This is a genomic window from Erythrobacter sp. 3-20A1M, from assembly GCF_018636735.1.
GTDB lineage: Bacteria > Pseudomonadota > Alphaproteobacteria > Sphingomonadales > Sphingomonadaceae > Alteriqipengyuania.
In genome coordinates this window covers 255,957-279,532 of record NZ_CP045200.1, presented here as the reverse complement: position 1 = coordinate 279,532, position 23,576 = coordinate 255,957, and the positions used below count along the sequence as shown (strand labels likewise).

At 66.3% G+C, this 23,576-nt stretch carries 19 protein-coding genes and 1 riboswitch; of the genes, 9 read left to right on the top strand and 10 right to left on the bottom strand.

Annotated features, from left to right (window positions below; genetic code table 11):
- Positions 1-9 precede the first annotated feature (9 nt).
- The 5 genes from sucD to F7D01_RS01280 all read right to left on the bottom strand — a co-directional run bounded on the left by sucD (position 10) and on the right by F7D01_RS01280 (position 5,210).
- Entirely contained in the window at positions 10-900 is an 891-nt protein-coding gene (gene sucD, locus F7D01_RS01300; protein ID WP_215228484.1) for a succinate--CoA ligase subunit alpha, read from the bottom strand.
- 7 nt (positions 901-907) lie between these two features.
- A complete protein-coding gene (locus F7D01_RS01295; RefSeq protein WP_215228483.1) occupies positions 908-1,477 on the bottom strand; it encodes a hypothetical protein in 570 nt (189 codons plus the stop codon).
- Positions 1,478-1,576: 99 nt separating this feature from the next.
- Positions 1,577-2,542, bottom strand: a complete 966-nt coding sequence (gene mdh, locus F7D01_RS01290; protein ID WP_215228482.1) for a malate dehydrogenase — start codon at positions 2,540-2,542, stop codon at positions 1,577-1,579.
- Between the two features lie 253 nt (positions 2,543-2,795).
- Positions 2,796-4,796, bottom strand: coding sequence for a bifunctional diguanylate cyclase/phosphodiesterase (locus F7D01_RS01285; protein WP_215228481.1), 2,001 nt, complete (start codon positions 4,794-4,796; stop codon positions 2,796-2,798).
- Positions 4,797-4,874: 78 nt separating this feature from the next.
- A complete protein-coding gene (locus F7D01_RS01280) occupies positions 4,875-5,210 on the bottom strand; it encodes a hypothetical protein (RefSeq protein ID WP_215228480.1) in 336 nt (111 codons plus the stop codon).
- Between the two features lie 229 nt (positions 5,211-5,439).
- A riboswitch (cobalamin riboswitch) is annotated at positions 5,440-5,640 on the top strand.
- Between the two features lie 90 nt (positions 5,641-5,730).
- Between F7D01_RS01280 and F7D01_RS01275 the strand changes: the two genes are divergently transcribed.
- Genes F7D01_RS01275 through F7D01_RS01260 form a run of 4 tightly spaced genes read left to right on the top strand, consistent with a single transcriptional unit; the run spans position 5,731 to position 10,257 of the window.
- Complete coding sequence (locus F7D01_RS01275; RefSeq protein WP_215228479.1) at positions 5,731-7,635, top strand: TonB-dependent siderophore receptor; 1,905 nt, start codon at positions 5,731-5,733, stop codon at positions 7,633-7,635.
- Positions 7,632-8,582, top strand: coding sequence for an ABC transporter substrate-binding protein (locus F7D01_RS01270; protein WP_251566973.1), 951 nt, complete (start codon positions 7,632-7,634; stop codon positions 8,580-8,582). The genes F7D01_RS01275 and F7D01_RS01270 overlap by 4 nt, the downstream gene beginning before the upstream one ends.
- Positions 8,579-9,532 carry an iron ABC transporter permease gene (locus tag F7D01_RS01265; RefSeq protein ID WP_215228478.1) on the top strand — a complete coding sequence of 318 codons (954 nt, stop codon included), beginning with the start codon at positions 8,579-8,581 and terminating at the stop codon, positions 9,530-9,532. Before F7D01_RS01270 ends, F7D01_RS01265 begins: the two co-directional genes overlap by 4 nt.
- Positions 9,529-10,257 (top strand): ABC transporter ATP-binding protein, encoded by a 729-nt coding sequence (locus tag F7D01_RS01260; RefSeq protein WP_215228477.1) that lies wholly within the window; start codon positions 9,529-9,531, stop codon positions 10,255-10,257. The genes F7D01_RS01265 and F7D01_RS01260 overlap by 4 nt, the downstream gene beginning before the upstream one ends.
- A gap of 68 nt (positions 10,258-10,325) precedes the next feature.
- Here F7D01_RS01260 and F7D01_RS01255 read toward each other — a convergent pair whose 3' ends face one another.
- The 3 genes from F7D01_RS01255 to F7D01_RS01245 all read right to left on the bottom strand — a co-directional run bounded on the left by F7D01_RS01255 (position 10,326) and on the right by F7D01_RS01245 (position 14,033).
- Positions 10,326-12,536, bottom strand: coding sequence for a M3 family metallopeptidase (locus F7D01_RS01255; RefSeq protein WP_371819731.1), 2,211 nt, complete (start codon positions 12,534-12,536; stop codon positions 10,326-10,328).
- Between the two features lie 251 nt (positions 12,537-12,787).
- On the bottom strand, positions 12,788-13,447 hold the full coding sequence (locus F7D01_RS01250; RefSeq protein ID WP_251566971.1) for a hypothetical protein: 660 nt from the start codon (positions 13,445-13,447) through the stop codon (positions 12,788-12,790).
- A complete protein-coding gene (locus F7D01_RS01245) occupies positions 13,419-14,033 on the bottom strand; it encodes a lysozyme (RefSeq protein WP_251566969.1) in 615 nt (204 codons plus the stop codon). Before F7D01_RS01245 ends, F7D01_RS01250 begins: the two co-directional genes overlap by 29 nt.
- Before the next feature lie 504 nt (positions 14,034-14,537).
- On the opposite strand from F7D01_RS01245, the gene F7D01_RS01240 reads away from it, so the two are divergent.
- Positions 14,538-16,769, top strand: coding sequence for a DUF305 domain-containing protein (locus tag F7D01_RS01240; RefSeq protein ID WP_215228475.1), 2,232 nt, complete (start codon positions 14,538-14,540; stop codon positions 16,767-16,769).
- A 271-nt stretch (positions 16,770-17,040) separates the two neighbouring features.
- On the opposite strand, the gene F7D01_RS01235 is transcribed toward F7D01_RS01240, so the two are convergent.
- Positions 17,041-17,373 carry a hypothetical protein gene (locus F7D01_RS01235; protein WP_215228474.1) on the bottom strand — a complete coding sequence of 111 codons (333 nt, stop codon included), beginning with the start codon at positions 17,371-17,373 and terminating at the stop codon, positions 17,041-17,043.
- 245 nt (positions 17,374-17,618) lie between these two features.
- The gene (locus tag F7D01_RS01230) at positions 17,619-18,236 is read right to left on the bottom strand and encodes a flavin reductase family protein (RefSeq protein WP_215228473.1); all 618 of its coding nucleotides are present in this window, start codon (positions 18,234-18,236) and stop codon (positions 17,619-17,621) included.
- Between the two features lie 126 nt (positions 18,237-18,362).
- Between F7D01_RS01230 and F7D01_RS01225 the strand changes: the two genes are divergently transcribed.
- The 4 genes from F7D01_RS01225 (at position 18,363) to F7D01_RS15355 (ending at position 23,551) form a co-directional block, all read left to right on the top strand.
- Positions 18,363-19,391, top strand: a complete 1,029-nt coding sequence (locus F7D01_RS01225; protein ID WP_251566967.1) for a glycoside hydrolase family 43 protein — start codon at positions 18,363-18,365, stop codon at positions 19,389-19,391.
- Positions 19,391-20,317, top strand: coding sequence for an alpha/beta hydrolase (locus F7D01_RS01220; protein WP_215228472.1), 927 nt, complete (start codon positions 19,391-19,393; stop codon positions 20,315-20,317). Before F7D01_RS01225 ends, F7D01_RS01220 begins: the two co-directional genes overlap by 1 nt.
- Positions 20,318-20,472: 155 nt before the next feature.
- On the top strand, positions 20,473-23,433 hold the full coding sequence (uvrA, locus tag F7D01_RS01215) for an excinuclease ABC subunit UvrA (protein ID WP_215228471.1): 2,961 nt from the start codon (positions 20,473-20,475) through the stop codon (positions 23,431-23,433).
- A complete protein-coding gene (locus F7D01_RS15355; RefSeq protein ID WP_256443713.1) occupies positions 23,426-23,551 on the top strand; it encodes a hypothetical protein in 126 nt (41 codons plus the stop codon). Before uvrA ends, F7D01_RS15355 begins: the two co-directional genes overlap by 8 nt.
- The last annotated feature ends 25 nt before the right edge of the window (positions 23,552-23,576 follow it).

Here is a 23,576-nt window from a genome sequence, read left to right as displayed (position 1 = left end):
AAGGAAGTGTCAGGCCGTTTCCTTCAGCATCGCGTCGAGCGTGGTGCCGAGTTCGCTCGGGCTGGGCGAGACGCGAATGCCCGCATCCTCCATCGCCGCGATCTTGTCGTCGGCACCGCCCTGGCCGCCCGAGACGATCGCGCCGGCATGGCCCATGCGGCGGCCCGGAGGGGCGGTGCGCCCCGCGATGAAGCCGACCATCGGCTTCGACCGGCCCTTGGCGCGCTGTTCCTTGATGAAGGCCGCGGCCTCTTCTTCCGCGCTGCCGCCGATCTCGCCGATCATGATGATCGACTTGGTTTCCTCGTCGTCAAGGAACAGGTCGAGCACGTCGATGAAGTTGGTCCCGTTGACCGGATCGCCGCCGATACCGACCGCGGTCGACTGGCCCAGGCCGACCTGCGTCGTCTGGTGTACCGCCTCGTAGGTAAGGGTGCCCGAACGCGACACGACGCCGACCGAACCCTTCTGGAAGATGGAGCCGGGCATGATGCCGATCTTGCACTCTTCGGGCGTCAGCACGCCGGGGCAGTTCGGACCGATCAGGCGCGACTTGGAGCCTTCCAGCGCCGCCTTGGCGCGCACCATGTCCAGCACCGGGATGCCTTCGGTGATGCAAACGATCAGCTCGATCTCGGCATCGATCGCCTCGCAGATCGCGTCCGCGGCGAAGGGCGGCGGCACGTAGATGCAGCTGGCGGTCGCGCCGGTGGCGTCCTTCGCTTCCTTCACCGTGTCGAAATTGGGCAGGCCGATATGCGTGCTGCCACCTTTGCCCGGCGTCACGCCTGCCACCATCTGCGTCCCGTAATCGAGCGCCTGCTGGGTGTGGAAGGTACCGGTATCGCCGGTCATCCCCTGCGTGATGACCTTGGTGGATTTGTCGACGAGGATGGACATAGGTGGGTTATTCTCCGGGTTGGACCACGACCGCGAGGGCGACGAGGCCCTGTTCGTCGTCGTCTTCGAAAGTGAGGACGATCATGTTCGCCCCCTGTCGATAGATGGTCTGATCGGCGCTCGCGCCGTCTTCGTCCGCTTCCTCGCCCGCCGTTTCGCCGGCTCCGAAGGCGTCGGTGAACGCGGCCTTCACCGCTTCCTTGCCCGCATCCCCAGCGGACAGGACGCCCATCGAAACGCATACCGGCGCTTCGTCCTGCGACTGCGGCACGATCACCAGCGGATCGCCGTCGCCACGTTGCAGGAAGGTGACGGGAATCGGCAGCGCGGCACCATCGCCGTCGGTCAGCGCGAGTTCGCTCCAGCCGGTGCCGGTGAAGCGCGCGATATCCACCGCGCTGCCGTCGCTGGCCGCAGCGCAGGTCGTTGCCGCGTCGCGCAGGCTGGTTGCCTCAACATCGGGCAGGTTCTCTGTCGGATCGGCAGAGGCCTCCTGCGCCAGCGCGGCGGAGGGGAGGGCGATGGCGGCGCAAGCCAGCGCCAGACCGCGGATTGAATGCGTAATTCCGTAAGCCATCACTTCACTCCTCGACAAAGGGGCTTTCCCCATACGAACCGGGGAAACGATTCCGGGACCATGCATGAACGCCGCCGGAACCGTGTCCCCGTTCGGCGCTCAGTTCTTCAGGCTGCTATCGATACCCTTGCACGCATCGAGGAGTTCCTCGACGGCGTCAGTCGATACCTTGAGGTTCGACTTCTCCTCGTCGGAGAGCTCGATCTCGACCACGTCCTCGATCCCGTCCGCGCCGATGATGGCAGGGACACCGACATACAGGCCGTCGACGCCATACTTGCCCTCGACATAGGCGGCGCACGGAATGACGCGCTTCTGGTCGCCGAGATAGGCTTCCGCCATGCTGATCGCGCTGGTGGCCGGGGCGTAGAACGCGCTGCCGGTCTTGAGCAGCCCGACGATTTCGCCGCCGCCCTTGCGGGTACGATCGACGATCTCGTCGATGCGGCCCTGGTCGACGCCCTTGATCTTTGCGAAATCCTTCACCGGGATGCCGTTGATCGTGGTGTAGCTGGTGACCGGGACCATGGTGTCGCCGTGGCCGCCCAGAACGAAGGCGTTCACATCCTTCACCGACACGTCGAATTCCCACGCGAGGAAGGTCGCGAAGCGCGCACTGTCGAGCACGCCCGCCATGCCGACGACCTTGTTGTGCGGCAGGCCGGAGAATTCGCGCAGCGCCCAGACCATCGCGTCGAGCGGGTTGGTGATGCAGATCACGAACGCGTCGGGGCAATTGTTCTTGATGCCTTCGCCGACCGCCTTCATCACTTTCAGGTTGATGCCGAGCAGGTCGTCGCGGCTCATGCCCGGCTTGCGCGGGGAGCCGGCGGTGACGATCACGACGTCCGCGCCCGCGATGTCGGCATAGTCGTTGGTCCCGGTAATCTTGGCGTCGAAGCCCTCGACGGGTCCGCACTGGCTCAGGTCCAGCGCCTTGCCCTGGGGCAGCCCCTCGGCGATGTCGAACAGGACGATATCGCCCATTTCCTTCTTCGCGGCGAGGTGGGCGAGCGTGCCGCCGATCATGCCGGAGCCGATGAGCGCGATCTTCTTGCGAGCCATAATCCTTGGACTGTCCTTCCTGCGCGCGGGACCGGATCGGTATGACCGGAGGCCGACCCCGTCGTCCCGCGAGCGGGGGGCCCGGATGATCGGGGCCGAGTTAGGCGTCGCGGAAGGGGAATGCAACCGGGAATAGTAGCGATCTCAGGCGGATGAATGAGATTGGTTCGCAATTGCAATAAGTGCTGTGGCTGGAGCGCTCGCTCGCGCTGTGGTCGGGGTTCGGCAACGCCGCGCCGTTGCCGTGAGCCAGCTAGCCCAACCGCCGTTCGGTCGGATTCTCCGTAACCTCCGCCGGTTCGTCCGCAGGGCCGAAATCGTCGCGCTCGCGCGCCAGCAGCATCGACGCCAGATAGTCCGGCACCGCGCGGCTGAAATAATACCCCTGGCCGAGCGTGCACCCGGCCCGGGCGGTCGCGCGCGCCTGATCGAGCGTTTCGATCCCTTCCGCGACGATTTCGAGATTCAACTGCGCGCCCATTTCCGCCACCGCGCGGATGATCGCCTCCGCCTTGCGCCCGGCCTGCGGGCCGGAGACGAAGCTGCGGTCGACCTTGATCTTCGAGAACGGATATTTGTTGATGTAACCGAGCGAAGAGTAGCCCGTCCCGAAATCGTCCATCGCGAAGCGCACGCCGAGCGCGGAAAGTTCGTGGATGAAGCCATCGGTCCCCGCGCTATCTTCCACGAACAGGCTCTCGGTCACTTCCAGCTCGAGCCGTTCGGGGGCCAGCCCCGCATCGCGCAGCGCCGCCTGGATGCCCAGCGCCGCACCGGGGGCCTTGATCTGCAAGGGCGACAGGTTGACGGCGACGCGGACGTCGTCGGGCCAATGCGCGGCGGTTTTCGCGGCTTCGCGCGTGATCCAGTTGCCAAGCGTGACGATCAGCCCGGTTTCCTCCGCCACCGGAATGAATTCGCCGGGGCTGAGTTCGCCCTTTTGCGGATGGAACCAGCGCACCAGCGCCTCGAAACAGCGGATGCGACCGGTGGCGAGATCGACCACCGGCTGGAAGAACACCGACAGCTCGTCGCGCTGGATCGCGCCGCGCAGTTCCTCTTCCAGTTCCCGCTTGCGAGCGAGGTCGCGGGTCATGGCGGCATCGAAGAAGCGGGCGCGGTCCCGCCCTTCGATCTTCGCGTGGTACAGCGCGAGATCCGCCGCCTTCATCAGCGCCTCCGGTTCGCCCGCATCTTCGGGCAGCAGGGCGACCCCGATCGAGGTGTTGATCTCCAGCCGGTCGCCGTCGAAGCGCATGGGGGCGAGAAACTGCTCCAGGAGCTGGTTGGCGAGATATTCCGCCGCGCCCCGATCGTCGACCTCGCAAAACAGCACGAATTCGTCGCCGCCGAAGCGGGCGAGCGTCGCCGTGGCGGGCATCGCGCTGCGCAGCCGGTTTGCGACCTCTTCCAGGACCCGGTCGCCGATCTGGTGCCCGAGCAGGTCGTTCACTTCCTTGAACCGGTCGAGGTCGAGCCAGAACAGCGCCAGTTGCCGGTCTGCCGGCACGCGCATCAGCGACTTGACCAGCGACTGGTTCAGGCCGGCGCGATTGGCGAGGCCGGTGACGACGTCGGTCAGCGCCAACGATTCCATCTTGCGCGCCAGCCGCTCGCTGGTCTGAGCCGCCGCGACCGAATCGCGCAGCGTATTGAACACCGTCATGGTGATCGAACCCATCGCCGGGCCGACCATGATCATGGTCAGGGCCAGAACCACCAGCGCATGCGAACCGTCGAGCAGGCAGGCGATAATGACGGGCACGAAAGTCAGGCCCAGCTGACCCAGCGCGATGTACGGACGGCCCGCATTGCGCGCGCAGATACCGATGCCGTAGCACAAGGCATTGGCGACCATCAGCGTCATCACCGCATCGCCCGGGCGATAATGAACGGTCAGCGCGGCGGCGATGCCGTAGAACAAGGCGTAGGAAAACGCCCCGATCTCGTAGATCCGTTCCAGATGGCGCGTGGTGTTGCGCACATCGTCGGGCGAAAGGAAATATGCGACCGCGACCCGCGCGGCCGCGATGGCACCGAATACTACGGCAATGGCGTTGAACAGCGGACGATCGATGAGCCAAGCGGCGATCCCGACCGCCATCAAACCATTCAGCGCGCCGATCGCCAGGCTGATGGGCTGGCTGTAAAGCGACACGACAAGCAAATGGCGCGCCTGGTTCGACAGCTCGTCGTCCCGGCGACGCGCCTGTCTTCTACGACGCTTCCGCACACGCTCGAAAAGTCTCGACATTCTTTGCGGGATAGTCCCGGGCATCTCTCTATTTGGTTAATGTCGCTATTACTGGCATCGCCAGCGGTTGATGGGGGCCTATGCGGGTGTCATTTCGCGGGAGGAGCGAAAGCGGTCCGCGAGTTCTTCCGCCAGTCGGCGGTCCAGCGTCTTGCAGATGCCACGCCACCATTCGTAGCGCTCCCGATCGCCGGCGAAGAAGGCGGTCTCGGCTTCCTCGGCGGCTCGGCTCGCGGCGTGGAGCCCGTGCTGGGAAAAGTGACGCAGCGCGGCGTTCACCATCTTCGGGTCGGTGGCGGGGTTCTGCGAGCGATTGCCATTATCGTTCGCCGCCCGTGCGCTCGCGCGCCTGGAAAGAGCGCGCACGACTGGAGAAGGCGCCACGCTGCGCGCCGCGGCATAGTAGAACTTCATGATGTACAACCCACCCCGACAGTGATCCCCGGCGACCGTAACCGCCCCTCAGCCATCTGTAGTGCGCGCAGGCTAAGGCTTTGCTGCCGCGAAAGGTTTCGGGGGTGTTAACATTTGCCCGTCCCGCCTCCGGCCGGACCGCCTTTCGTAAACCGTCATGGCCAAATGCGCGTCAACACGCGCGCAAAGGCTTGCCGCGCGCAGGACCGGGCCCTAAGGGGCGCGCGACGTCACGGGTTGTCCGGCGGGCGAGGGATCGACCGGCGGGCCTAAGAGGGAAGAGGGTGGAATACCCTCGCTGCCCCCGCAACTGTGACCGGGGAGCGCGCCTTCCAACACGCCACTGTCCCGAGCAAGTCGAAGGGTGGGAAGGCGGACGGCGCGCGACGATCCGGGAGCCAGGAGACCTGCCTGTGCGTGTCGTTCGGCCGGCGGGCGGGGTGTACCGGTGGCAAGCGGAGCGGGCATTTTCACGCCTGCATTCCGTCATGGGCGACATTTCGCACATGATGGAGAAGTTATGCGTAAATACCTGATACTCGGCGTTTCCCTGGCGGCGATCGCGGCGCCCGCGCTGGCCCAGCCGCCCGCACAGCCCGACGAGAACACCGATCCCTACGCGCTCGAGGAGACGGAGATCACCGTCACCGCGACCGGCACCCGGATCGAGGTGGAGGACACCGGCCAGCCGGTAACCGTGATCGGCCGGTCCGAGATCGAGAGTATCCAGGGGGCCGACATCACTCGCCTGCTCGAACGCGCGCCCGGCGTCACCTTCACCCGCAACGGCCCGCCCGGAGCGACCACCGGCGTCAACGTGCGCGGCGCGGAAACCGCGCAGCTGCTGGTGCTGGTCGACGGGGTGCGGCTGAACGATCCCTCCAGCCCCGGCGGCGGGTTCGATTTCGGCAATCTGCTGTCCGGCACGCTGGCGAAGCTCGATCTGACGCGCGGCTCCAACTCCACCATTTGGGGGTCGGATGCGATCGGCGGCGTGCTGGAGGCGACCACGCGCAGCACCACCGGGATCGACGCGAGCGCGGAATACGGCGCGCGCGACACCGTCTATACGACCGCCACGGCGGGCATCGGCGGCGATACCGGCTATCTCGGCATCGGTGGCGATTATTATCGCACCGACGGTTTCTCCGCCGCCGCCGTCGGTACGGAGCCCGACGGGTTCGAGCATTATTCCATCAACGGGCGGGCGCGATACTACCTCGACCCGGCCAGCGAGATCTTCGCCACGGCGCGCTACGCCCATGGCGACCTCGATATCGACGGGTATCCCGCGCCGACCTATACCTTCGGCGATACTCCGGAGACCCAGCGCACCAAGCAGCTCTCCGGCGCGGTCGGCGCGCTGCGCGATACCGGCACGCTCTACCTGAAGGCCTATTACTCCTTCGCCGATACGGACCGCGACTCCTACGCCTCCGATACGAGCGACACGCCTGCCTACAGCTACAAGGGCCGGTCGGACCGCATCGACGCGCGCGGCGAATACCGGTTGATCGGGCCGCTGCTGGTGGATTTCGGCGGCAGCTACGAATGGACTTCGTTCGAAAGCACCTACGACGCGCGGCAGAGCACCGGTATCGGTGGCATCTACGCGCAGGCGGGGATCGAGTACGGCGCGCTGTCCGCCCATGCGGGTGTGCGCCATGACGAGCACCAGGATTTCGGCGGCGCGACCAGCTTCGGCGCGGATGTCAGCTATGCCATCGTGCCGGGGCTGCGCCTGCGCGCCAGCGTGGGCGAGGGCTTCAAGGCACCCACGCTCTACCAATTGCTGTCCGATTACGGGAACGAGACCCTGGTGCCGGAAAACAGCACCAGTTTCGATCTCGGCCTTGCCTGGGGCGACCGCTCGAAGGACGGCTACGCCGCTGTCACGCTGTTCCGGCGCGATACCGACGACCAGATCGACTTCGTGAGCTGCACCGGCCAGACCACCGGCATCTGCACGAACCGGCCCTTCGGGACTTACGACAATGTGGGCAAGACCCGCGCGCAGGGCGTCGAGGTGGAGCTGGGCAGGGATCTGGGGGCGAACCTGTCCACCCGGCTCGCCTATGCCTTCACCGATACCGAGAACCGGACGCCGGGCGATGCGCGCGAGGGCAACGATCTCGCCCGCCGTCCGCGCCACGCGCTGACCGCCTCGCTCGACTGGCGCTCTCCGCTCGCCGGGCTGGTGCTGGGCGGCGACGTGCGGCTGGTGAGCGACAGCTTCGACGACAATTTCAATGCCACCCGGCTCGACGGTTACGCACTGACCACGCTGCGCGCCAGCCTGCCCGTGGGCGAGCGGTTCGAGCTGTATGGCCGGGTCGAGAACCTGTTCGACGTCGATTACACGAGCGTCGTCGGCTACGGCACGCCGGGCCGATCCGCCTATGTCGGGGCGCGGCTGAAGCTGTGAACCCGCGCGGCTGGACGGCCGCTTTCGCGGCGGCGGCGCTGGCGGGTTGCACCGCCGCGCCGCCGGTGCGCCAGACCGGTGCGGCGCATCCGACGATCGTCAGCCTCAACCCGTGCACCGACGCGATCCTGGGCGAGATCGCCCCGCCGGGCCAGGTCCTGGCCCTCTCGCATTACAGCCGCGATCCGGCGGCGAGTTCGATGCCGGTCGCGCGGGCGCAGCGTTACGGCACCACCGGCGGCACGGTGGAGGAGATCGCCGCGCTCGCGCCCGACATGGTGGTGGCGAGCGACTTCATCGCGCCCGCGACGCGCGCCGCGCTGACCGACATGGGTATCCGCGTGGAAACCTTCGGCATCGCATCCACAGTCACGGACAGTCGGGCGCAGGTTACGCGGCTGGCGGAGCTGACCGATCGACAGCGGGAAGGCGCGGCTCTGAATGCGCGGATCGCGGCGGCGGTGGCGCCCGTTGCCGATGCGCCGGTTTCGACCGTGTTGTGGCAGCCGGGCGGCATCGTTCCGGGCGACAACACGCTGGCGACCGAATTGATGGCCCGGGCGGGGCTGGCCAGCCTGTCCGTCCAGCGCGGGCTGCGGCAGGCCGATTATCTCTCGCTGGAGCGGCTGACGGTCGACCCGCCGCGCCTGCTGCTAGTGGCGGGGAACGAGCGCGGCCAGCGCCACCCGGCGCTGCGCGAGATTCCCGGCATGGAAGTCGCGCGTTTCGATCCCTCGCTGCTCTATTGCGGCGGCCCGACGATCATCCGCGCGATGAAGCGGTTGCGAGAGATACGCGCGCAGCTTTCCCCTCTCCCGCGTGCGGGAGGGGCCGGGGGTGGGCCTGCAACGCTATCGGCCAGCCTCGAAGTCCACCCCGCTGCGACTAACTTCGCCGTTGGCGAAGCAAGTCTCGCTGCCCCTCCCGTGAACGGGAGGGGTGGATGAGTCGCCTCTCCGCCATTCTCCTCGCGCTGCTGGCCCTCGTCTTCGGGCTTTCGTTGCTGGCTGGTCGCGTCTGGCTCGACCCGGCGAGCACGCCCAATGCCGCGATCATCCTGGCCGAACTGCGCCTGCCGCGCGGTGTGCTGGCGATCGTGGTCGGTGCGGGGCTCGGCGCGGCGGGCGCGGTGATGCAGGGCTATCTGCGCAATCCGCTCGCCGATCCCGGCCTGTTCGGGATCGCGCCGGGCGCGGCGCTGGGCGCGGTGGCGAGCTTCTGGTTCGGTCTGACGGCTAATGCCTGGCTGTTGCCGCTGTTCGCGCTGGCCGGGGCCGCCGGGGCGATGGCGCTGCTGGCCGCCATTGCCGGGCGGACGGGCGGGATCGCGCTGTTCACGCTCGCCGGGCTGATGATCGCGAGCCTCGCGGGCGCACTCACCAGTCTCGTCATCAGTCTTGCGCCCAATGCCTTCGCGATGAGCGAGATCGTGACCTGGCTGATGGGCGCGTTGACCGATCGTAGTTGGCGCGAGGTGTGGATCGCCGCGCCGCTGACGATCGCCGGGATCGCCTGCCTATGGCGCACCGCGACCGCGCTCGACGCGCTGACGCTGGGCGAGGGCGCGGCCCGCTCGCTCGGCATGCAACCGGGGCGCACGCTCGCCTGGCTGGTCGTCGGCATCGGGCTGACCGTGGGTAGCGGCGTCGCGGTGGCGGGAATTATCGGCTTCGTCGGACTGATGGTGCCCCATATCGTGCGCCCCTTCACCGACCGGATGCCGAGTTCGCTGATCGGGCCGAGTGCGCTCGCGGGCGCGCTGCTGGTGCTGGTCGGGGACAGCGCGGTTCGCGTGCTGCCCACGGTTACGGAGCTTCGCCTTGGCATCCTGCTGAGCGTGCTCGGCGCCCCGTTCTTCCTCTGGCTGCTGATCCGCATGCGGCGGGGCCTCGCATGACGCTGGCCGCGTGCAACCTCGTCGTGCCCGGTCGGCTGGACCGCGTCTCGCTGGTGCTGGAGCCGGGCGGCATCACCGCGATCTGCGGCCCCAACGGGGCGGGCAAGTCGACCCTGCTGCAATGCCTTGCCGGGCTGCTGGTGCCCGGCACCGGCGATCTCGTGCTCAACGGCAAGCCGCTCGACAGGCTGCATCCGCGTGCCCGCGCGCAAGCGATCGGCTACCTCCCGCAGGAGCCGCAGGTCGCGTGGGACGTCGCGGTCCGGTGGCTGGTCGCGCTCGGACGGCTGCCCCATGGCGACCGGGGCGACGCGATCGTGGCGGAAATCATGCGGCGGCTGGATCTGACCGACTTCGCCGATCGCCCCATCTCCACGCTGTCGGGCGGAGAGCGAGCCCGTGTGCTGCTCGCCCGCGTGCTGGCGGGCACGCCGCGCTGGGTGCTCGCCGACGAGCCGCTGGCGGCGCTCGACCTCGCGCATCAGCGCACGATCCTGCGCCATCTGCGCCGCGCCGCGCGCGACGGCGCGGGTGTGGTGATGGTGGTGCACGACCTCGCCCAGGCGATGAACCACGCGGATCGCGTCGTGGTGCTCGATCGGGGCAGCCTGGCGGCCGACGGCCCGGCGGAGGAAGCTCTGCATCGCGACCTGGTGGAGCGGGTGTGGAACATCCGCGCGCAGTGGATCGGCGAACAGGGGCGCCGCGCGCTGATCACGCTATAGCCGAAACGAAGGCGGGCCGGGTTTCCCATGTGGAGACCCGACCCGCCATTACAGGTTACGAAATGTAACTACTTGGTTACCGGAGTTTGCGCGGTTGCGGTCGTCTGCCCCGGCAATTCGCCGTCCGACGTGGTTCCGGTCGCATCGCCGCCTTCGTCACCCGCGATCAGGCCGTGCGCCTCCAGCAGCGGCTTCACGTCCGGATCGCGTCCCGCGAACGCTTCGTACATCTTGAAATAGTCCTGCGTGCCGCCCTGGCTCAGCACCGTGTCGCGGAAATGCTGGCCGTTCTCCCGCGTCAGACCGCCGTGATCGAGGAACCATTGGCGGCTGTCTCGGTCCAGCATCGCGGTCCACAGATAGCTGTAATAGCCGGCCGAATAGCCGGTCGGGCTGGAGAAGATGTGGTTGAAATAGCTGCTGCGATAGCGCGGCGGGACCAGGTCGATTTCCAGCCCCAGATCGGTCAGCGACTTGCGCTCGTAGGCGTCGACCTCTGCCGGCGTGTCGATCGCCTTGGCCTGCGCGGCGGAGAGCGAGTGCCATTTCATGTCGAGCAGCGCAGCCTCCACGACCTCGCCGAAATCATAGCCCTGGTTGAACTTCGCCGCCGCCTCGATCTTGTCGATCATCGCGGACGGAATGGGCGCACCCGTCTGGTAGTGCTTCGCATAGTTCTCCAGCACCTCGGGATAGGTCGCCCACATCTCGTTCACCTGGCTGGGATATTCCACGAAGTCGCGCGCGACCGCGGTGCCCGACATGCTGGGATAGGTCTGGTTGGCGAAGAAGCCGTGCAGCGCGTGGCCGAATTCGTGGAACATGGTGTTCACATTGTCGAAGCTGACCAGCTGCGGCTGCCCGTCGGGGGCCTTGGGAATATTGAGCACGTTGTAGATGACGGGCTTCGTCCCGTAGAGTTTGCTCTGCTCCACGAAATTGCTCATCCACGCGCCGCCGCGCTTGGACGGGCGCTGGAACGGATCGAAATAGAACAGGCCCAGCTCCGACCCGTCCTTGTCGTAGACGGTGTAGGTCCACACGTCCGGATGATAGGTCGGGATGTCGGTGCGCCGCTTGAAGGTCAGGCCGTAAAGCTTGTTCGCGGCGAAGAAGACGCCGTCTTCCAGCACCTTGTCCAGCTGGAAATACTGCTTCACCTGGTTTTCGTCGAGGTCGAAGCGTTCCGCCTTCACCTGGTTGGCATAGCGATACCAGTCCCACGGCTGGACCTCGTAATCCCCGCCATCGGCCTTGATCGCGGCGTCGAGCATTTGCGCATCGCGCCGCTGCGTCGCGGCGAGGGCCGGGACCATCTGGTTCATGAAGCCGAGCGCGGTCTTCGGATTCTTCGCCATGCGGTCCCACATGGCGTAGGTTGCCCAGTCGGGCTCGCCGAACAGCGCCGCCTTCTGTGCCCGCAGCGCGGCGATCTTCGCCAGCAGCACGCGGGTGTCGTATTCGGGATTGGTGCCGTCGGCGCGGTGGATACTGCGCATGAACAGCCGCTCGCGCACATCACGGTTTTCCAGGCTGGGGAGCAGCGGCTGCTGGGTCGTGTTCTGCAGCGCGATGGCGAACTTGCCCGGCATCCCCTTTTCCACCGCCAGATCGGCCGCGGCCTTGATCTCGCCGTCGGTCAGGCCCGCCAGTTCCTCGCGCGTGTCGACGATCAGCGGCTGGTCGTTGGTGGCGGAGCGCACGTCCTGGCCGTATTCGGTGGTCAGCGTCGACAGCTCGGTATTGATAGCCTTCACCTGCTCGCGCTGCTGCGCGGTCAGCTTCGCGCCGGCATGGACCATTCCCTTGTAGGTTTCCTCGAGCAGCTTGGCCTGCTCGTTGTCGAGGCCCAGCGTATCGCGCCGGTCATAGAGCGCCTGCACCCGCGCGAAGAGGGCCGGATTGAGCGAGATCGAGTCGGAATGGGCCGACAGCTTCGGACTGATATCGGTATTGATCTGGTCGAGCCGGTCGGTGGTGTTCGTACCCGTCAGGGCGAAGAACACGGTCGCGACGCGGTTCAGCATCCGGCCCGATGTCTCCAGCGCGACGATGGTGTTGTCGAAAGTCGGCGCGGCGGGATTGTTGGCGATCGCATCGACCTCCGCCTGGTGGATCGCCATGCCTTGCTCGAACGCCGGAACGTAGTCGTCTTCGGAAATCTGGCGGAAGTCGGGCGCCTGGAACGGCAGCGTGCTGTCGCTGGCGAAATAGCCGGTCCCTTCCGGAATATCGGCACCCGCCATCACCTCGGCGTCGGAAGTATCGGCAACGGCCATGTCGTTCTCCATCGTGGTCGCGCAGGCCGACAGGGCAAGGGCGATACTGGTAGTGGCGAGGATACGGGCTTTCATGAAGTCTCTCTCCGGCAAACGTCGTAGATGGTCCCCGGTTTCGCGAAGGCGGCGGGGAAGGATGTCTTGTGTAGCGAACCGTGCTTGAACCGAAGATTGATTGCGATTGCAACCGCCCTGCGCCCGCAACCCGGTGACAGCGCGCCGGTTACAGCGCCCCGGTCACAGCGCCCCGGTCATAGCGAACGACGCGACCCGTCGCCCGGGGCGTGCCGGGCCGCCGTTGCGGCCTCGCCCAGCGCCTGGTGGTTGACGGTGACCAGACGCGGGCGTCCACCCTTGCGGTCGACCACCAGCCACAGCGATCCCAGCTCGAAGAACGCGCCGCGATCCGGCACGACGGTGAGCTGCGAGAGATCGAGCCGCTGGAGCAGGGCCAGCATGCGATCGTCGAAGACGGTGTCGAAGGTTGCATCGATCGCCGCGGGATCGGTGATTTCGCGCCGGTCCCCGCGACCGTCGATGAACAGCAGCGGCATCCCGACCTGTTTCAGCAAGGCGGCGCGGTCGCCGCTCTTCGCCGCGTCGCGCAGCGTTTCGATCGCCGCTTCGAATTCGCTGGCGGTCGTTCCCGTCGCGCAGGAAATCGCGCCTCCATCGGCCGCATCGTGCGCCCGGTCGAAAGAGGCATCGGGGTTTTTCTGTTCCTGCCAAACCACCAGCAGGCAGTCCTCCGCCGGGCGGACATCCGGCGCGCGCACTATCTGCGCCAGGGCTTTCTCGGTCGGTCGCGGGCCCGCGCCTTCGTTGCGGGAAGCGGGACCATCGGAACACCCGGCGACGAGCAGCGCGGATGCCGCCAGCGCGCTAGCTGTTGACGAGCCTCGGGTTCGCATAATTTCCATCCAAAAAGATATTGGCGCGGCGCTCCGACCGGTGGACGAGGCCACCGGCAACCCTGCCGCCGGCGGTCGTGTAGTCGAGTTCGCGCGCGATGCCATCGTAATCACCGGAAGCGATCGCAGCGTTGAGCATCGGGCTGTCGTCCGGCCCGGCGCCCCCTTCGCCGACGTTGAAGACGAGGTCCACCAGCGCATCGAACTCGCGCTGGTAGAGGGGCAGATTGCCGACCAGTCTCGCGACGGCTTCCTCGGCGGTTTGCAAATCCTGCTTCAGGAATGCGAGCGCCTGCGCCCGGGTGATCCGGTCGCCGACTTGCAGGCCGTCGGCAGGGGTGACGAGATGGCCGACGCCCACCGTGGGATGTCCAGCGACATCGCGATATACGGTCAGGCGCATTCCCTCTTCCTGCGACAGAGCCTTCAGCAACTCCGGGCTGGCAGACTGGAACAGCGCCGGCTGGCGGTGGATGCGCGGATTGTTCGCCATGTCGAGGTCGTAGGACCAGCCATTGACCAGCTCCGACGCGGAGTGCGGCATCAGCTCTTCCGGCAAGGTGTTACCGATCAAGCCAAGCGCCATTGCCCCGGCGACGAGCGGCACCGAGGCTTCTCGCAAGGCCTGTCCGCCGGAAACACGCGCCCGGAAGCCCCTAGCGCGATCGCGCAAGCGCTCACGCTCGCGCCGCCCCCGGGACTTTAGCCGCGATCGGCGGGATGGCTGTGGGTGGCCTTGCGCACCGTGCTGAGGCAAACTTGTCGCGCTTGTACGCGAATTCGTGAATCTTCGTCCGATGGGGGAGGTTATCTGGGGCCCCCTGCGCGGCAGCTGCGCCTTGGCTGAGCTGGGAAACTAACGAACTGGTTCATGGTCATCGTCTCGTCTGGCGGGCGGAAATCGCGCCCTGCGGATAGGTTTCTTGTGATATCAACGGTTCGGAAGCGTGTTCGGTCCACATTTCGCCGATGCTGAGCCACGGCCCAGGGAGCGGGCGTATCGCTCCTCTCCACGGCAAATCGGGCATTTCACCTTGACGGCGGGGTACGATCGGCCATCAATGCGCGTGATCCAAGGGGGACAAATTTCATGCATTTCCGCTCGCTTTCGCTCGCCGCGCTGCTTCTGGCCGGCACCGCCCCACTTGCCGCGCAAAACGCGCCGCCAATCGTTCAGCCGGGTGCGCCGGGGCAGCAGGGCAAGGCGCTGAGCGCGAAGGAGGCGAGCGACCTCGCCGACACGCGCTTTTCACCCGACGACGTGAAGTTCATGCAGGACATGATCGTCCACCACCAGCAGGCGGTCGACATGGTCGCGCTGGTGGACGAGCGCACCAATAACGAGACGCTGCGCGCCGCCGCCGACCGCATCCGCGCGAGCCAGGGCGACGAAATCCAGTTCATGCGCGACTGGCTGGAACAGCGTGGCCGGACGGCACCCGACCCGGCCCACATGCAGCACATGCAGCACGCCGGCATGGGCGACATGGCCGGGCATCACGCCACGATGCAGGGCATGGCGACGCTTGCGCAGATGAAGGAACTGGCCACGCTGAAGGGCGGGGCCTTCGACCGCATGTTCCTGACCCTGATGATCGCCCATCACGAGGGCGCGATCGACATGGTGGATGATCTGCTCGACCAGCCGGGGTCCGCCTACGACCCGGTGCTGTTCGAATTCACCAACGACGTGACCAACGAACAGCAGTCCGAGATCGACCGGATGAGCACGATCCTGGCCGGGTTGTCGACCGATCCGCGCGCACAGCTCGCCGCCGGTCTGACCGATGCGGGCGTCGCGGCCCAGGGCCTGACGCTGGTCGAACACCTGCCCAAGCCGGCGGGGTTCTTCGATCCCGCCAATCCCGGCGGGTTGCAGCCGGAAATCGTCAAGGCCGACGCCGAGTCGGCCGAGGAGCCGACCAGCGAAACGTCGAGCGACGGCAAGGAAGGCACGCAGTTCGGCTCGCGCTCCTCGCTATTGAGCTTCGCCAACACCGACATGGCGTTCCAGGGCGACATGATGGTCGCGGGCAATTACCACGGCTTCAACGTCTATCGCCTCGATCCGCAGGGGATGCCCAATCTGGTGAGCTCGGTCGTGTGTCCGGGCGGGCAGGGCGACATCTCGCTGGTCGGCGACATCCTGATCATGTCGGTCGAGCAGACTCGCGGCCGCGTCGATTGCGGGCTGCAGGGGGTGCAGGGCGATGTGAGCGAGGACCGCTTCCGGGGCCTGCGCATTTTCGACATCTCCAACCCCGCCACGCCGGTGCAGGTCGGGCAGGTGCAGACCTGCCGCGGCAGCCACACGCATTCGGTGGTCGATGCCGACCGCAATCGTATCATCGTGTACAATTCCGGCACCGCCAGCGTGCGCGACGAGGAGGAGCTGGCGGGCTGCGTCGGCGATGTGCCGGGCGATCAGAACACCGCGCTATTCAGCATCGACGTGATCGAGATCCCGCTGGCCGATCCCGGCAAGGCGCGGATCGTGGACCGCCCGCGCGTCTTCGCGGAAGACGGCCAGATCGCCGGGCTGTGGCGCGGCGGCGACCATGGCGACGGGACGCAGCGCACCAGCCGGACCGACCAGTGCCACGACATCACCGTCTTCCCGAGCAAGAAGATCGCGGCGGGCGCGTGTTCGGGCAACGGCATCCTGCTCGACATTTCCGACCCGATGAAGCCCCGGCGGATCGCCGCGGTCAGCGATCCGGGCTTCGCCTACTGGCACTCCGCCACCTTCAACAATGACGGCACGAAGGTGATCTTCACCGATGAATGGGGCGGCGGGGCCCGCCCGCGCTGCCGCACCTACGACCCGCGCGGCTACGGCGCCGATGCGATCTACGACATCGAGGGCGACCAGCTGGTGCGCCGCGGTACCTACAAGCTGCCCGCACCGCAGGGCGACATGGAAAACTGCGTCGCGCACAACGGCTCCGCCGTGCCCGTGCCGGGCCGCGATATCTTCGTCCAGGCGTGGTACCAGGGCGGCATCTCGGTGATCGATTTCACCGACAGCGCCAACCCGAAGGAGATCGCCTATTTCGATCGCGGCCCGATCGACGACGAGCAGCTGGTGCTGGGCGGGTTCTGGTCGGCCTATTACTACAAGGGCAAGATCTACGGCACGGAGATCGCGCGCGGGCTCGACGTGCTGGCGCTGGAGCCGACCGAGGCGCTGAGCCCCGCCGAAATCGCCGCTGCTGCCGAGGCGCAGTATCCCGGAGGCGTCTTCAACCCGCAGACGCAGTACCCAGTCACCTGGCCGCAAGCAGCGCTCGACGCGGTGGAAAAGGAGCGCAAGGGCGGGTGAGGGCTGGCCCCCGCCGCGAAACGAGATAGGATCGCGGTCTAAACACCCCCTCCCACGTCGCCCCGGACTCGATCCGGGGCGGTGCTGCCTCTGGCGGGGCGTCGCAGAAGTAAAGCCTCACCCCGGATCAAGTCCGGGGCGACGATGAGCGAATTGCAGTTTGTGCTCCCAATGGCGGATATTAGCGACGCCTAACGTGTCCCCTAAATCGGTCGTGCAACTAAACTCAAGGTTTCCTTCGGGAGGGCGGATATGGGGTGGAATGCGGACATCATCTAATTTCAGCTTCTTTTATTTTGTCCTGTTCGGCGAGAGGCTGCAAGCCATAGACACGGTCAATCAGGATCGGATCTCCGGCTCGGTTAGAAGCTGGTTTGCTCACATCCAGAAGTTCTGCATCGAGAATGGCGACTTTCACACCGTCAAAATCCCTGCCGGGCATCGAACCTAAGTAGAAATTGATATCCTCTAGAGCATCGGGCTTAAAATAGACGTCCAAACGTTTACTGCACTTATCTTTGAAAATCGATAACCTTAAATGGCCCTCTGACTCTACGCCAGTGACCAGCAAAGCCGTCCCTTCGATCTTATCGGCAGCGTGCAAAGCACAGCTCTCGTGGTTCTGACGCTCCTGGGAGCACGTCGCATTGACTAGAAGTAGACAACACAGCGATGCGCATATTCGAACCATTCAAACCCAAAAATAAGATAGCACAGTTTTTGTCGCCACTGTTCTGGATTTAATCGCCGCGCTGTTCAACCGCGAGGCTATAAGGTCGCTTCCCGCTATCGCCCGACTTCCAGCCCGCCACGCCTCACCTCAGCTCTTAAGTTCCAACAGCCGCCCCCTCACCCCGGCCGGTGCATCTTAAACAGTCCGTCCTCGCCGATCTCGAAATAGTCGGCGGGGCCGCCGCCGCGCAGGATGGGGCGGGGGCGGGCGGTCTGGTAGATGCCGTCCTCCAGCATGGCCGGGTCGATATGGATGCCGACCGCCTCGCCGATCACCAGCCAAGTATCGGTCGCCGCGCCGTCCTTGTCCTCCAGTCGGACGGGCTGGGTCAGCTTGCATTCGAAATGAACCGGACTGCCCGCGACGCGGTCCGGCTTGACCAATCGAGAGGGCAGGGCGCCCAGCCCCGCGAGGTCGAACTCGTCCACCTCCGGCTCCACCTGCGCCGAGGTGGCGTTCATCGCCTCGGCCTGCGCGCGCGTGGCGAGGTTCCACACGAATTCGCCGGTCGCCTCGATATTCGTCACCGCGTCCTTCTTCCCCACGGAAGAGAACGCGATCAGCGGCGGGCGATAATTGATCAGGTTGAAGAAGCTGTAGGGCGACAGGTTGCGCACGCCGTCCGCGCTCAGCGTCGAAACCCACCCGATCGGCCGCGGCGCGACGATGGCGTTCAACGGATCGTGCGGCAGGCGGTGGCCCTCGGCGGGCTCGTAGAAATGATAATCGGTCATGCGCGCTCCCTATGCCGAGAGCGGGCACCGCATCAAGGCTCGTCGCCGCTGTTGTTAGCGCTACCATGATGGGTTACGACATCCAGAGAGGCCCGGATGACGCGGGCACGGCGGGAGAGCGAGCCGATGAAAATGGCATGGGGCGGCCTGACGATATTCCTGCTGGCGCTGTCGGCGCTATCGGCGGCGGCGGTACGGGCGCAGGCCCCGGGCCCGGAGCAGGAGCAATCGTTCCCGACCCGGATCGCATACAACACCTTCACCGCCGATCCCGCGCCGCTGGTCGTGGGCGATACGCTGTACCTCTATGTCGGGCACGACGAGGCGGGCGAGGGCGAGATGTTCAACATGAACGACTGGCTCGTCTATTCAACCACGGACATGCGCCACTGGACCGCGCACGGCCCGGTCATGAACGTCGCCGATTTCAAATGGGCGAAGAAGGATGCCTGGGCCTCGCAGGTGATCGAGAAAGACGGGCGCTACTGGCTCTACGCCGCGGTCGAACACGACAACACGCATCCGGGCAAGGCGATCGGGGTGGCGGTGTCAGACTCGCCGACCGGCCCGTTCCGCGATGCGAAGGGCGCGGCGCTGATCACCAACCAGATGACGCCCAAGGGCACGCATAGCTGGGAGGATATCGATCCGACGGTGTTCACCGATACGGACGGCACCAGCTGGATCGCGTGGGGCAACCGGCAATGCTACATCGCGAAGCTGGCACCGGACATGACCGGGATCGACGGCCCGATCACCGAAATCACGCCCCCGCATTTCGAGGAGGGGCCGTGGCTGCACCGGCGCGGTGAGACCTATTACCTCACCTACGCCTCGCTCGACCGGCGCACGCAGAGCGACGAGCATATTTCCTACGCCACCGCGCCTTCGATCCGGGGGCCGTGGGCCTATCGCGGCCTGCTGACCGGGGCGGGGCGCAACAGCTTTACCATCCATCCGGGCATCGTGGAGTTCCGCGGCCACTGGTACCTGTTCGCGCACGATGCGGGGCTGCGCATCGGGGGGCGCAAGGGCGCGCTGGGGCGCCGCTCGGTCCGGGTCTTCCCGCTGGAATACAATGCCGACGGCACGATGCAGCCGATCGACCAGTCCGATTATCCCGGCCCGATGATCGCCAGGAAGGAGAACGAGTGATGAGATTCCCGCGATTGCTGTTCGCAGCGCTCTTCGCCATTGCCGCGCCTGCGATCCCCGCGCAGGCGCAGGACGATGCGATGACCGCAATCCCCACGCCCGCGCAACCGCAGGCGATCCCGCTGCAAACCGGTCCGCTGCCGGACGCCAACGTGCCGGAAAGCTGGCATAGCCAGTATGGCAGCGTGTTCGCGCGCAATGTGACGGACGCCACGCTCACGCCGTTCCTGCCCGATCCGGCGAAGGCGACCGGTACGGCGGTGATCGTCGCGCCCGGCGGCGGCTTCCGCACCCTGTCGATGCAGAACGAAGGGTGGGACGTGGCACAGGCGCTGGCCGATCATGGGATCGCGGCGTTCGTGCTCAAATACCGGTTGCGCCAGACAGCCGCCGGGCTGCCCGCCTTCCAGAAATCCATGGCGGAGATGTTCTCCGCCGCCGCGAGTCAGCCGCGTGGGCAGGCGCCGGACATCGCCACCGATCTCGCGCCGCAACTGGCGGATTCCCGCGCGGCCTTCGCCCTGATCCGCCAGCGCGCCGGGGAGTGGCATGTCGACCCGGACCGGATCGGCATGGTCGGCTTTTCCGCCGGGGCGATGCTGACGCTTGCCACGGTGCTGACCGATGGCGAGGCGCATCCGGCCTTCGCCGCAACGATCTACGGCCCGCTCGCCCCGGTCACCGTGCCGGCCGATGCGCCGCCGCTGTTCGTTGCGCTCGCCGCCGACGATCCGCTGTTCGGCGACAGCGGCTTCGGCCTGATCGAAAGCTGGCGCAAGGCGAAGAAGCCGGTCGAATTCCACCTGTACGAACAGGGCGGTCACGGCTTCGGTATGTACCCGAAGGATACCACCAGCACCGGCTGGTTCGACGCCTTCGTCGCCTGGATGCGGATGCACGGCTGGGTCGGGGCGGAGGCTTCGTAAAGAACCGGACGTATCGATCCGCCTTTTGCATTTCCCGGCCGCGACCCCACATCTCTCGCGACCGGGCGGAACCGCTGCGACCTTCCGCTCGCTCTTGAACGGCGATGCCGCCCGGCATGCTTGACTTTGCGGAACACAAGGCGAACACGGCCCCTATGGCTCTTACGAAAATTTCCGTGCGCGGCGCGCGCGAGCACAATCTCAAGGGCGTGGATATCGATCTGCCGCGCGACAGCCTGATCGTGATCACGGGGCTGTCGGGCAGCGGCAAGTCGTCGCTCGCCTTCGACACGATCTATGCCGAGGGGCAGCGGCGCTATGTCGAGAGTCTCTCCGCCTATGCGCGCCAGTTCCTCGAGATGATGCAGAAGCCCGATGTCGAGCATATCGACGGGCTTAGCCCCGCGATCTCGATCGAGCAGAAAACCACCTCGCGCAATCCGCGCTCGACCGTGGCGACCGTCACCGAGATCTACGACTACATGCGCCTGTTGTGGGCGCGGGTCGGCATTCCCTACAGCCCCGCGACCGGTCAGCCGATCGAGGCGCAGACCGTCTCCAACATGGTCGACCGCGTAATGGCCCTGCCCGAGGGGACGCGCGCCTATCTGCTCGCGCCCGTGGTGCGCGGGCGCAAGGGCGAGTACCGGCGCGAGCTGGCCGAATGGCAGAAGGCTGGCTTCACCCGCGTACGCATCGACGGCGAGCTCTACCCGATCGAGGAAGCTCCCGCGCTCGACAAGAAGTTCAAGCACGACATCGAGGTGGTGGTCGATCGCCTGGCGGTGAAGGAAGGGCTGGAAACGCGCCTCGCCGACAGTTTCGAGACCGCGCTGCGCCTGGCCGAGGGGCTGGCCTATGTCGACCTGGCGGACGGCGTGGTGCCGGGGCGCGAGGGTGAGGAAGAAAGCGCCGGCGCCCAGGGAAACAAGATGAAAGGCGCCGGCCTTCCCGCCAACCGCATCGTCTTCTCCGAGAAATTCGCCTGCCCGGTGAGCGGCTTCACCATCGAGGAGATCGAGCCGCGCCTGTTCTCCTTCAACGCCCCCCAGGGGGCCTGCGCGACCTGCGACGGGATCGGCGAGAAGCAGCTGTTCGACCCGCAGCTGGTGGTGCCGAACGAGGCGCTCAGCCTGAAGAAGGGCGCGGTGGTGCCGTGGGCGAAGAGCAACCCGCCATCGCCCTATTACATGCAGGTGCTTGCCAGCCTGGCGAAGGAATACGGCTTCGACCTGACCACGCCGTGGCAGGATCTCGCGCCCGAGCAGCGCGACGTGATCCTCTACGGTACGAAGGGCAAGCGCGTGCCCCTCACCTTCAAGGACGGGCGCAAGCAGTACACCGTCAACAAGCCGTTCGAAGGCGTGATCGGCAACCTCAACCGCCGCATGCTGCAGACCGAGAGCGCGTGGATGCGCGAGGAGCTGTCCAAGTTCCAGACGGCGCAGCCATGCGAGACGTGCGGGGGCAAGCGGCTCAACGACAAGGCGCTGGCGGTGAAGGTCGCGGGACCGGAAGGTCCAACCGACATCGCCACGCCCACCAAGATGAGCGTCGCCGATGCGAAGGCGTGGTTCCTCGCGCTGCCCGATCACCTGAACGAGCAGCAGAACCAGATCGCCACCGCCATCCTGAAGGAGATCAACGAGCGGCTGGGCTTCCTCGACAATGTCGGGCTCGATTACCTCAACCTCGACCGTACCAGCGGCACCCTGTCGGGCGGGGAGAGCCAGCGCATCCGCCTCGCCAGCCAGATCGGCAGCGGGCTCAGCGGCGTGCTCTACGTGCTGGACGAGCCGAGCATCGGCCTGCACCAGCGCGACAACGACCGCCTGCTGGAGACGCTCAAGCGCCTGCGCGACCTCGGCAACACGGTGATCGTGGTCGAGCATGACGAGGACGCGATCCGCGCCGCCGACCATGTGGTCGACCTCGGCCCGGGCGCGGGCGTGCGCGGCGGCAGCGTGGTGGCGCAGGGCACGCTGAAACAGATCCTGAAGGCGAAGGGCTCGCTCACCGCCGACTACCTCACCGGGCGGCGCGAGATCGCGGTCCCGGCCGAGCGGCGCACGGGCAACGGCAAGAAGCTCACCGTCCATGGCGCGCGCGCGAACAACCTCAACAACGTCACCGCGTCGATCCCGCTGGGCACCTTCACCTGCATCACCGGCGTTTCGGGCAGCGGCAAGTCCAGCTTCACCATCGACACGCTTTACGCCTCCGCCGCGCGGCAGCTGAACGGTGCGCGCGTGGTCGCCGGCCCGCACGACAAGGTCACGGGGCTGGAACATTGCGACAAGGTGATCGAGATCGACCAGTCCCCCATTGGCCGCACCCCGCGGTCGAACCCGGCGACCTACACCGGCGCCTTCACCAATATCCGCGACTGGTTCGCGGGCCTGCCGGAGGCGCAGGCGCGCGGGTACAAGCCGGGGCGCTTCAGCTTCAACGTGAAGGGCGGCCGGTGCGAGGCGTGCCAGGGCGACGGCCTGATCAAGATCGAGATGCACTTCCTGCCCGACGTCTACGTGACGTGCGAGGAATGCGGGGGCAAGCGCTACAACCGCGAGACGCTGGAGGTGAAGTTCAAGGGCCACTCCATCGCCGATGTGCTCGACATGACGATCGAGGATGCGGAGGAATTCTTCAAGGCCGTCCCCCCGATCCGCGACAAGATGCACATGCTGAACGAGGTGGGGCTGGGCTACGTCAAGGTCGGGCAGCAGGCGACCACCCTGTCGGGCGGCGAGGCGCAGCGGGTGAAGCTGGCCAAGGAACTCGCGCGGCGCAGCACCGGGCAGACGCTGTATATCCTCGACGAGCCGACCACCGGCCTGCATTTCGAGGACGTGCGCAAGCTGCTGGAGGTGCTCCACCGGCTGGTCGACCAGGGCAATTCCGTGGTGGTGATCGAGCACAATCTCGATGTGATCAAGACCGCGGACTGGCTGCTGGACCTTGGGCCGGATGGCGGCGTGCGCGGGGGCGAGATTGTGGCGGAGGGTGTCCCGGAAGATGTCGCTCTCAACGAGAGAAGCTACACCGGCCAGTATCTCAAACCGCTGCTGGCGCGCGGAGCCCGGGAGAAGCCTGTCCTGAGCGAAGCCGATGCGTAGCAGCGGCGTAGTCGAAGGGCCGGAGGAGGTCGCGAAGGTGAAGGCGAGCTACACGGGGCAGTATCTTGCGCTTATGTTGAGGCTTGTGAAGGAGCGGGTTAGCGAGGCGACGGAGTGAGAGATATCTCGCTATCGCGCGATCA